The sequence below is a fragment of the Chroococcidiopsis cubana SAG 39.79 genome (assembly GCF_003991895.1).
Lineage (GTDB): Bacteria > Cyanobacteriota > Cyanobacteriia > Cyanobacteriales > Chroococcidiopsidaceae > Chroococcidiopsis > Chroococcidiopsis thermalis.
The window spans coordinates 163789-174740 of record NZ_RSCK01000003.1; the positions used below are offsets into that span (position 1 = coordinate 163789).

Consider the following 10952-nt stretch of genomic DNA (forward strand, 5'->3'; position numbering starts at 1 on the left):
ACTTTAGGTACTCAATTGTTCTGCCACCCGCGATCGAGCAGCGTTAGAAACTTTCTTGGGGAGAACAAATTTACCGAACTGCGCGTATAAGGCTGGAATCACTAGCAGCGTCAGAGCGGTTGAGGTAAACATACCACCCAAAACAACCACTGCTAGGGGTTGTAGCAATTCCTTACCCGGACCAGAGCCAAACGCCAGTGGCACCATACCAAAGGCAGACGATAGAGCAGTCATTAAAATAGCAACTAGGCGCTCCATTGACCCCTCGATCAACACGTCGTGCAGCGGGAGTCCGGCTGCCAGTCGATGGTTATAGTTGTCAACCAACAACAGTCCGTTACGAATGGCGACGCCGAAAAGCGTGATGAATCCGACCATTGAGGCTACGGATAGAATGCCACCGCTCAGTGCTAGAGTGAACACACCCCCAATCATCGCCAAGGGTAGGTTGAGCATAATCATCACCGTAGCAGGAATGGAACCAACCGAGAAATAGATTAATATCGCAATGACCGCTAGCGCCAAAGCGCCGATCGCCAGTAAGGTTTGTGTGGCGCGCTCTTGCGACTCAAATTGACCGCCATACTCAATGAAATAGCCAGGTGGTAGTGTCACTTCCCGCTTAACCTTGTCACGAATTTCCTGAATTACGGAACCGAGGTCTCGACCGTCCACATTAGAAGAAACAAGAATCCGGCGAGAAACACTTTCTCGGTTAATCGTGTTAGCTCCCGTACCATAATCGACCTGTGCTGCCTGTGCTAAAGGGATCTTTCGACCTTCGGGGGTATCGATCAGTAGCTCTCGAATCGTTTGCAGATCTCGTCGCGCCTTTGGCTCCAGCCACACTAGCAAATCAAACACCTGCTGCTGTTCGAGAACCTGAGAGACAACCCGTCCATTCAAGGCAGTTTCCAGCGTTTCAGAAATTTGCCCTACCGTCAAGCCGTACCTAGCAGCGGCATCTCGGTCAAACTCGATCTGAACCTGTTTGACAGGAACTTGGGGTTCTAGTTGCAGATCGACGACACCTGGCACGCTACTCATCACCGATTGAATTTGTCCTCCCAGCGTCCGCAGTTGTTCTAGATCTGGTCCAAAAACCTTAACGGCGATCGCCGACCGCACTCCAGAGAGAATTTCATCAATCCGGTGAGATAAAAAGCCACCAACATTAGCAGCTACACCAGGGAGTTTTTCAAATTCAGTTCGCAGGGCTTCAATCGTTGCCTCTCGGTCTTTCATGCCTTCTTCGCTTAGCTCCACATCCAACTCAGCAAAGTTTACCCCTGCCCCTTCGGTGTCTCCTGGCGCGCGACCCGGACGCAACTGGAGTGCTGTAAATCTGGGGTCGTCTTTAAATTTGTTCTCCAGCACTGCACCAGCGCGATTCGTCGTATCCAAAGATACGCCTGGATAAAGGTTCATCGCCACCACAAGTGAAGGTTCTTGAAACTCCGGCAGAAACACCTGTCCCACTCCGCTTAGAATAACCATAGAGGCTACAAAAGCAGTTATTGCCGTCAATAGAACCAATTTAGGGCGATGCAACGAGAACAGCAGCGCCGGACGATACAAGCGGGCAGACAAACGCGATATCCAGGTTTCTTCTTCACGTAACTGCCGATTTACTAGCATTAAGGCACAAAGGGCTGGGGTCAAGGAGAGTGCTACCACCGTCGAGGCAATAATTGACAGCAGATAAGCTACTCCCATTGGCGTAAAAATTCGCCCTTCCACGCCTTCTAGAAAGAAGATCGGAGCGAAAACTATCACAATAATCACTGATGCCAGCAAGATACTGACGCGTACCTCCACCGATGCGTCAAAGACTACTTGTAGTGGCGGTACGGGATTCCCTTCTTGTTGATTTTCCCGCAGGCGACGGTAGACGTTTTCCATACCTACAATCGCATCGTCCACTACTGAGCCGATGGCAACCACCAGCCCCCCTAGTGTCATAGTGTTGATCCCATCCCCTGTCAATTTCAGAACTGCCATCCCTAATAGGAGAGATAAGGGCAGGGCGCTCAGGCTGATTACCACCGTACGCCAGTTCATCAAAAACAAAATTAGGACGACTGAGACGATAATCACGCCATCCCGCAACGACTCTTCCACGTTTTTGACGGAGGCTTCAATAAAGCTCTCTTGGTCGTAGGTTGTAGTAATTTTTACATCCTTGGGCAAACCAGGTTTTATTTCTTCCAACGCGGCTTCCACGGCTTTTGTCACGGTGACTGTATCAGCCGCTGGCTGCTTGTTTACCACAAGAAGAACTGCTTTTTTTCCATTAAAGCTGGCATCTCCCCGCTTTAATTCCGCCCCGATCTGTACGTTGGCAACGTTATCGAGCAGCACGGGAACACTATCGCGCTCCGTCACTACGGCTTTCTTCAGCTGATCGATCGATTGCAAGCGACCAGTCCCCCGAATCAAAAATTCTCGGTCTGGATCGATCAAAAACCCACCTGGAGCATTGACATTTGCCTCTTCAACTGCTTTAGTAACTTCTGCCAGAGTGACGTTAAACGCCCTTAGCTTGGCAGGATCGACCAGCACCTGGTATTGGCGGACATCGCCGCCCCAAACGGTAATTTGAGTCACCCCTGGTACCGCCAGCAGGCGGTTTCTGACTTGCCAGTTCACAATCCGCTGTACGTCCATCATCGGTGTAGTATCAGCAGTGAAGGCAATTTTGAGAATGGTACCAATGGGCGAACTAACAGGAGCAAGTTCGGGGCGCTCTATACCTTCCGGTAATTTACCCTGCGCCTGCTGTACCCGCTCAGTCACTAATTGTCTAGCTTTATAAATATCCGTACTCCAGTTAAATACAACTCGCACTAGAGATAATCCAACTCCAGAAGAGGAACGAACGGATTCTACTCCTGGAGTACCATTAATGGCGCTCTCAATCGGGAGAGTTACCAGAGACTCTACTTCTTCTGGTGCAAAGCCAGGGGCTTCCGTAAGGATTTCTACCTGCGGCGGTGCAAAGGTGGGAAACACGTCCAGGGGCATCTGGAGCAGCAACTGCAAGCTCCACACAGCCACAATAATCCAAGCAATGACGACCAGCCAGCGTTGGGCAATTGACCATTTAACAATGGAATTCAGCATAGTTAATTCAGCTATTGATGGGGATTTCGGCTTGCTTCAGGTTTCTCATCTCCATGCTCAAAGGGAAATGAGCCATTTGATTTGGAGCCATCTAGATCGACTCCAGTTTCGTAAACACCTGAATCAACCTGGGAAATCGGGTTAGACCGAAGACGACGCTTTGTCCAGAATGAACCCACCCAGAAAGCTCCAGCCAGGCTTGCCCCACCCAAGGGTAGGATGAGCCACCAGGGTAAAGGAGAGGAGCTTGGGGATTTTGCCTCTTCACTAGGGGAGCCTGATTCTTCACCGTGAGAGTCTTCCCCTTCTTTCTTGCCGCCGCCTCGTAGAGATTGGGCATAGAGGAGGGGCGCACCCTGAGTAATAATGCGATCGCTAGCAGATATTCCACTTTTTATTTCGATCAAATCGTCAGCGGTACGCCCCTGTGTCACTTCAGTAGGCTGATAAGTATTACCTTTTTGGACGTAGACAATATCTTTGCCGCCCGCTTCCACGATCGCTGCACTGGGAGCCGCCAGTACTGCTGTTGGAGTGCGAGCGGTCAAAATCTCTAACTGAGCGAACATTCCTGGCTTCAGCACGCCACCTGGATTGTCTAGTTCTGTTCTCACTGGAACAATGCGGTTTTCTCCTTCGATCGCCGAACCGATCACTGCTACCCGTCCCCTAAATGTACGATTTGGCAAGCTGTCAATTTTTATTCGTACTGTTTGACCAACTTTGATTTGATTACTGTCTTTTTCGTAAATATTTGCCGTGGCGAAAACTCCACTACCATCGACAATCGTCATGATCCTCTTGCCTGCATCCTGTCCTGATTCACCTATCGTCGCTTCTCGGTTAGCTACAACACCAGAAATAGGAGCCTTAATGGTTATCGTGCCATCTGCATTAGGGGTAGCTCTCAACTGCCGGAGTCGGGTTTGATAAGTTTGATTGCTCAGTGCTACCCGCGATCGCGCTACTTCCAGTCCCGACTGGGCGCGCTTTAGTTGTGCCTGTGCCTCTGAAACCTGCAAGCGGCTTTGGGCTTTGGCAAGGGCTGCTTTTGCAACTGCCAGTTGAGTTTCAGACTCCCACACCTGCCGTCGGGGAATGGCACGCCTATCTAGTAACTCCTTGTCTCGGTCATACCTCTCCTGTGCAAAATTTAGGGCAGTCTGGGCTTGCTGAATGTCAGTAGCAGCTATCTTCTGCTGCTGTACGTAATTTTGTTGCGCCAGCCTTAGGTCTGCTTGTGCTTGCTGTACGCTGGCGATCGCCTCTGCCTGTCTGTCCAAAGCACTGGTGCGAAGTTCTGCCAAGTCTGGGCTAGTCATAATGGCAACCGCCTGACCTACTTTCACCTGTTCCCCTGGACTGACTAACAGTTTGATTACTGTCCCCCCTACCGGAGTCGTCACGTCTACCCGACGATTCGGCAAAGTTTCAATCTGACCTGTGGCTTTAATACCAGTTGCCAGTCGCTGTTGGATGACAGGCTCTACCTTAATTCCTAATTGTGCTGCAATGCTAGTATCAATTGGAATCGGTTCAGTCATTTGACTTGCATTGCTACCGCCCTGAAACTCAGAGCCTCCATGCCCTGCGTCAGCAAGAACTTTAGTATCTGGGGTTAGAAGCAGCAGGCTTAGGAAAACTCCAGAAAATGCCTCCCGCTGTATTCGAGAAAGGTTCATTTTGTAAGGCATCTAGAAATCCTTTGTTTTAAATTGAGCTAGGTGAAAGGCAAACTTTAATAGCTCGGAGCATGGAGAGATCCTACTAATATTGCGCGAGAGGAAAAAGCCAAAACCTTGCCGATCGGCTAAATCTGAATTTGAGAAGTGACAGGCGAACGCTAAACACCTATTGTTTCACATAACTATGAAATAGAGATGAAATTTCTATAGGAACAGATGATTTTTTTGTGCTACGGATGGTTGGAAGCCATCGCCATTAACATTTGCAGCATTATTGTTTTTTCAGGTAAAGTCAATCCATTTATTTTTATCATTTCTAACTATTTTGCGTATTTTGACATAGTACCATTCACAAATACTAGTTTTCGTCAGATCTATCAATCATTGCCTAAATTGATAATTTTAATTTTGATCGACTAAAATTTCATTTCTATTTCATAATCTTCTGTTAGTTTGATTACGTAAAGGTCGATTTAATTCAAGTAAACCTAAAATCTCAGTTGATTTAGCCGACTCTGTAGTAAAGTCGAGTCAAAATGATCGAAGCCCTAATTTATGCTGCTACGTTTACTTTGACAGTCGCAACAGCGGTTCCATCTGCTTACGGAACTTCCGTAACAGCTCCTGCAAAGGTTCCACGTATTGTTAGCTCCGTCCAATTTCCTCAAAGCAGATGGAAAATTGTTAGACACACTTTTCGTTTGCAGATCCCTCAAGAGAGTAAACCTCTCTCCCAGTTGACCATTAGCGTCCCCGCTGGTTTGACTGTCAAAAACAAAAGTAAGATCGGTGTGTTTGACCAATCTGGTCGCCAAGTTGATACAAATGTTTCTGTTGAAGGTAATAAAGTCACATTAGCATTTCCTACACCTGTCAATCCTGGAACTGAACTCAAGATTGCTATGAGAGATGTAAAAATTTCAGGCGTTACCAATGCTTGGTTATACAAGGTTCATGCTAGACTCGTTGGCATCAATGCAGATCTACCTATCGGGTTTGCTCGCTTTCGGTTTTACCGATGAGACAATTCTGGGAGTGAATTTTAATATTTCACCCTAAATTCATCTAAAGCTGTCAAGATAGTAAATAAAGGGATGAGCTGCTGCCTTTCTTTAAGGAAGACGTTAATCTTAGGTTCGGACTCGAATGCATAGGTACTCAGATACTAATATTCTGTTGTATCTTCAAACGACTTCTTTCGACCAAATCAGTCAATTCTAATTAACTAAAAAAACTGAGAAATTGGTCGGATAAGAATTTTTAGTTGACTAATCTAGGTTAAGATTTGCAGCTAAGCTTGTTTGTTAGTCTCAAAGACAATTGCTAGTATAATCGTTTTCACTCAGGTATAACTAGAGCGATCGGAATAACTAACAGCTAGTTCTAACTTTAGGTTTGTGCAAAACTTGAGCTAGACCTATGGCAGCTTTTGTTCAATCAGTGTCTACGGGAACGGCACTTTCAATTTTTAGGCAGAGCATTTGTCAGTGTTCACTTGGCTTACCCAGCATACGGTGGAAGTATTGGAATGAATGCCAACCGAAAAATCAGTATGGTTCAGATTCAAACGAGTCCTCATCCGATCGGGAAATTTTCTCTGATTGCAGGACTTATCAGCGAAGCCTCAATTTTTAACCGTTAAGAGTTAGCGTGGGAAAACTAAACTTTTATCCCGCATTTAGTCTGACTATTCTTGCTATTTCACCTCTTCATTTGGAGTTTTGTCATGAAAGGATTTGTTATTGGTACCGTATTCGTCCTAGCTATACCTGCGATCGGCTTTACTAACACTTTTTTCGGTTCTGCTGCCTATGCAGAAAGCTCGAATAGATCTAATAAAGGAGCTTGTCAATCCATTCCCCCAGCCAGACCTACTGGGGGAGGTACTAGGGAAAGAATCGCAGCTATGAAAAAGTGTGATGCAGCCCGAGCGAGCGAACAACAGATGCCTAGCACTTCATCAACAGAACAACCTAGCTCGCCATCTGAAGTACCAACCCAGCAAAATCAAGAGCCAGATAGTTCTGAGCAACAATCGGCACCAGGGTCGGTGACTATACCGTCAACCACACCCTAAAAAATGATGCTAGATGTGGATTGAGGCTACTGGTTGTAAAAAAGGGTTGTTTTTTCGCCAACTCCATGACAGTTCTGCCTCAATCTTCATTACAAGAATCGATCTGAGGCTGAGTCTATACTTAGTTCTCTGCTCCAATCACTTTGAAACTTGATTTTGTTTGCTTGCTGCTTGAAAAACTACTTGATTTGTTAAGGCAAAGCTAACAGAAATTTTATTCCAAGCTCAACTGAGACTTAAAAAGTTATTTTTCGCTTGCAGTAGTGACAGACTTCAGTATCAAGCTTGAACTTCTTCAGTTAGGCGAAGTTTGTTTAGGATTTTACGCTCATGAAATTTTTTCTACTCAGTAGCTTATCAGTTTTGCTGATTTCTGCTGCAACTGCACCTACAGTGAAAGCTGAGATAGCAGCAGTCACCAACACAGCAAACAACGCTGCTACTATTAGTCAGCTAAAACCCTTTAACCTAGTCCATATGGCTTATCAAGGTTACTTCCGAGACCAAGGTATACCTGGCTACGGTGCTTTCCTCTCAGCTTACAGGATGGGTAGAATAACCCCCAAAAAACTCGTTCAAAGCGCAGTTGAAAGAAACAAACTTTCAGTTCAAGCCTTAAATAATAAAAGATATCTGAGAGCTGTTGAAGCTCAACTATTTTCGTTAAGTAAACGTTAGGCAAGAGTAACAAGTTTGTTAGGCTTACAACAATCTAGTAATAGCTGTTTGACACATTGGTCTAGTTGAAATACTTTAGCTTACAAGCTTTACTCAATCAGCCAAGAAAAAGCAATCTGCTTTGAAGATAATAGACTGTGCTTTGAGAAGGTGAATCAGGAAAGATCTAGTGCGATAACGGCTTTCTTTGACTGAAATTTATTTCATCGTGATTTCATTTAAAGATGTCAATTTATTAAGTTGTATATCCACTGAGTATTTTGCTCAAGAAGTAGCGCGATTGAGAAGTTAGTTTACGTTACTACTTCCATAACTCTCTTTTTTCTACACTGCTTCGCTTTGTACATTTTCTACTCCTGCTGCCTGATGTGTCTCCACTGCTTGGAAGGGAAACTTGGTATATCATGCGGACTGTCGAATTCAAGTTAAATCTCAATCGTTACCAACAGGCAAAAGTCGATAGCTGGCTTGCCATTCAGCGATGGATTTGGAATCAAGGATTACACTTGGTAGAGGAATTTAACAGCTTTAGTACTTGGGATAAAGTTTCCCAGACTTGGGTTCCCTGTTGTCCCATTCCCTGGACATATTACCGAAACTCTGTTGGGCAACTTATTGCTTTCACTCGGATAGCCAAAAAGAAACCGTACCGAATGAGCTGCCCTATACCCCAGGTTTATCGCAAACCTGTGTTAGAGTCACCCACTTTCTTTGGACTCCTCTACTACTTTGCTCAAAAGAACCATTCGGATAAGCCCTGGTTTTGCGACGTTCCTTGTAGATTTGTTGCCGGCACTTTGAAATCTCTGGCTGACGCATGGACTGCTTATAAATCAGGTAAACGCCAACGTCCTTGTTACAAGCAGTACAAGGATAAATTTAGAACCCTGATAAATAATAATGCTAAGCCTATTAAGATTTCAGGGAAGCGAATTACATTACCAAAACTAGGAAAGGTAACGGTTAAAACTCTCGATCGACGTTGGTTAAAATCAGTACCCATCGTTACTCTAAAAATAGTCAAAGAGCCTTCAGGTTATTACTTACAGTTATCAGGTTGTTTTCCAGTCAACAAAGTAAAGCCGACCAATAAAGCAGTAGGCGTATCGCTAGGCTATTCGCACCTTACTACTGATGGTGAAAAAGTAGTGGAGCCGCCAAACTTTTACCATAAGATGGAGAAACAATTGGCGCAACTCCAACGCCAGCTCAGTCGCCAACAAAAAACTTGTCCAATTTCTACTTATAACCCTAGCTCAGGAGAGCATTTTCTCAGTTGTCCTATTAATCCTGGCAAAGGAGCAAACCGAGCTAAGACCCAGCGGAAGATATCTCGACTGCATGAAAAGATTCGCCGTAGTCGTCGTGCCACTAATCACAAAATTTCAACATACTTAGTGAGAGAATATGACGCGATTGCTATAGTCAAGCCTGAAATTAAGAGAATTGCTCGTAAACCTATAGCAATTGTGAATAAATTAGGAGAATTTGAACACAACGGTGCAAACCACAAAGCAGAGTTCAATAAAGGCTTGCTGAACAATAGCTTAGGTCAACTCTCTGGTCTGATCGAACAGAAGGCTTCAGTACAAGGGCGAAAGTTAATTTCGGTCAGCCCTAAAGATATACCTGATGAACTCAAGCAATGTGCTGAGAAGCGTCGCGAGCAAATACAGTGGTCGCGCGCTGTTTATTCAACAAACTTCTCTAGAAGGTACCGCGCTTGGGCGTGGGAACTTACGCCTGGGGAGTCTACTGAGACGTTGAACCAGGAACCACCGCAGGGTGGACTTTTCTGCGATGCAGGGACAACCTCCAACTTTATCTCAGAAAGTATCGGTTTTTGTGGAGTAGGGGATATTCCTGAAATAATCCCGTTGCTTCAAAATCAGTCCGAGGCTAACTCTAGTTATTAGTGGAAGTTGCAAGGAACGCTTGTTTAGATCGCTTAATTTTGCGACTAATAGCCTTCATTCTTTTAGTTTTGAAGCTCTTACTTCTTTGAGCAGAACTACTAGTTTTAAATCCTTTGTGTATCAAACGCGTTTATGAATTTAGGATTTAAACACTTCACTTGTCAATCAGTAGGAAGTCAGTAGGAATTGTAGGAGAGCGACAGTCCACGGAAGCATAGAACACAAGAGGTTGTAAAGTTCTTACAGCTAAACTAACTGGGAGAGTCACTAGGAAAGGCTTGCAGCCTTGCAGAAGTGCTATTCAGAAGTTTAGCAGTTTGCACTAAAAGTTTGAACAACACGAAGCTAGAACTGAAGACGACGTTATTCAAGGAAGCTACACCTCAACTAGGTTCTCTCCTTCGTAGAGATCGGATTTTGGCTTTAGCTATTTACTGCTTGTATTAGTACACAGTTCATCTACAACCAGGTTATCTAAGATCGAGTTGAAGAAAGTAGTTTTGTTTGAATTTTTACTAGATGCTTGTAAGAAGCTGACTTTTCAATCGTCATCTATGTCTACAGACTGCCGCTCCAAAATTGAACTCATTTAGCGAACCAGTGTTTATTCAGGAGTTTGTGCTATGAAATTAGCCATCCTTGGTGGTCTATCAGTTTTATTGTTTTCTATTGCAGATGTGCCTACGTTAGGAGTTGAGATAGCAGCAGCCGATAGTGGAAAAAACAGTACTCCTGTTAGATATCAACTGCGTCCCTTTAATCTAGTGTACTTAGCTTATCAAGGTTACTTCCGAGACCAAGGCATTCCTGGCTACAGTGCATTCCTTGCGGCTTACGAGGCGGGGAGAGTCAGTGCTGAAGATCTGGTGCAAAGTGCAGTTAAAAAGAACAAAGTTTCCCCTGAAACAGCAACCGATCGAGGCTACCTCAGAGCCGTCAAGTCACAGATAGAAAGTTTGAGAAAAGATTAACAAAACACCTAGCGCCAAATAATAACAACCAACCTGTATTTGGAAAACTATATCCGCTTTCCAAATATAGGTGTTTGGCAATCGCACTAGTAGTTAGTATTTTCAACAATCTACACGAGCGCAACTTATTATAAGTACATTCATAAATCCGCTGCGATCGCACTATCCTTGCCCGTTCGTAAATAGACGAGCAAGGACAAATCCTTAGAACCAAGCTTTAAAACTTGAAGGTCGTTCGTATAGTTCCAACATAAATGTTGCTGTTGTCACTATTATGTTCGGGGTTGAAAATTACGATCGCGCCAGGAGTGACCTCAATATTATCGGTAATAGGAAAGCGGTAGAGTAATTCCGCGTGATAAGAAGTATCTTGGTCGCGACGACCGCCAAAATCATTACTAGCTGCTCTGGGTGGCTGACCAAAGATCAGACCGAGTACGCTGCCTTCTTTACCCAAATCTTGTATGGCTAAGGTTGCCGCCCAGTTCCAAATGTCAGCAGA

Annotated in this window: 8 protein-coding genes; 5 read left to right on the forward strand and 3 right to left on the reverse strand. The window is 44.9% G+C overall.

Features of this window, described 5'->3' with window-relative positions:
• Positions 1–3 precede the first annotated feature (3 nt).
• Both DSM107010_RS03360 and DSM107010_RS03365 read right to left on the reverse strand, forming a co-directional pair.
• A complete protein-coding gene (locus DSM107010_RS03360; RefSeq protein WP_106167902.1) occupies positions 4–3123 on the reverse strand; it encodes an efflux RND transporter permease subunit in 3120 nt (1039 codons plus the stop codon).
• An 11-nt stretch (positions 3124–3134) separates the two neighbouring features.
• Positions 3135–4817, reverse strand: a complete 1683-nt coding sequence (locus tag DSM107010_RS03365; protein ID WP_106167901.1) for an efflux RND transporter periplasmic adaptor subunit — start codon at positions 4815–4817, stop codon at positions 3135–3137.
• 527 nt (positions 4818–5344) lie between these two features.
• Here DSM107010_RS03365 and DSM107010_RS03370 point away from each other — a divergent pair.
• The 5 genes from DSM107010_RS03370 (at position 5345) to DSM107010_RS03390 (ending at position 10450) form a co-directional block, all read left to right on the forward strand.
• A complete protein-coding gene (locus DSM107010_RS03370; RefSeq protein WP_106169679.1) occupies positions 5345–5830 on the forward strand; it encodes a DUF2808 domain-containing protein in 486 nt (161 codons plus the stop codon).
• 704 nt (positions 5831–6534) lie between these two features.
• A complete protein-coding gene (locus DSM107010_RS03375; RefSeq protein WP_106169685.1) occupies positions 6535–6885 on the forward strand; it encodes a hypothetical protein in 351 nt (116 codons plus the stop codon).
• 330 nt (positions 6886–7215) lie between these two features.
• A complete protein-coding gene (locus tag DSM107010_RS03380; RefSeq protein WP_106169688.1) occupies positions 7216–7563 on the forward strand; it encodes a hypothetical protein in 348 nt (115 codons plus the stop codon).
• Positions 7564–7967: 404 nt separating this feature from the next.
• Positions 7968–9479 carry a type V CRISPR-associated protein C2c8 gene (gene c2c8 / locus DSM107010_RS03385; protein ID WP_106169691.1) on the forward strand — a complete coding sequence of 504 codons (1512 nt, stop codon included), beginning with the start codon at positions 7968–7970 and terminating at the stop codon, positions 9477–9479.
• A 623-nt stretch (positions 9480–10102) separates the two neighbouring features.
• Positions 10103–10450, forward strand: coding sequence for a hypothetical protein (locus DSM107010_RS03390; RefSeq protein ID WP_127022375.1), 348 nt, complete (start codon positions 10103–10105; stop codon positions 10448–10450).
• 217 nt (positions 10451–10667) lie between these two features.
• Here the strand turns inward: DSM107010_RS03390 and DSM107010_RS41055 are convergent.
• Positions 10668–10952: iron uptake porin (locus DSM107010_RS41055; RefSeq protein WP_241994103.1), on the reverse strand; the 285-nt coding region annotated here is incomplete at its 5' end.

What these genes read in the sequence shown, in the direction of transcription:
- DSM107010_RS03360 (WP_106167902.1), bottom strand. Translation starts at nt 3,123, where the DNA reads ATGCTGAATTCCATTGTTAAATGGTCAATTGCCCAACGCTGGCTGGTC.
- DSM107010_RS03365 (WP_106167901.1), bottom strand. Translation starts at nt 4,817, where the DNA reads ATGCCTTACAAAATGAACCTTTCTCGAATACAGCGGGAGGCATTTTCT.
- DSM107010_RS03370 (WP_106169679.1), top strand. Translation starts at nt 5,345, where the DNA reads ATGATCGAAGCCCTAATTTATGCTGCTACGTTTACTTTGACAGTCGCA.
- DSM107010_RS03375 (WP_106169685.1), top strand. Translation starts at nt 6,535, where the DNA reads ATGAAAGGATTTGTTATTGGTACCGTATTCGTCCTAGCTATACCTGCG.
- DSM107010_RS03380 (WP_106169688.1), top strand. Translation starts at nt 7,216, where the DNA reads ATGAAATTTTTTCTACTCAGTAGCTTATCAGTTTTGCTGATTTCTGCT.
- c2c8 (WP_106169691.1), top strand. Translation starts at nt 7,968, where the DNA reads ATGCGGACTGTCGAATTCAAGTTAAATCTCAATCGTTACCAACAGGCA.
- DSM107010_RS03390 (WP_127022375.1), top strand. Translation starts at nt 10,103, where the DNA reads ATGAAATTAGCCATCCTTGGTGGTCTATCAGTTTTATTGTTTTCTATT.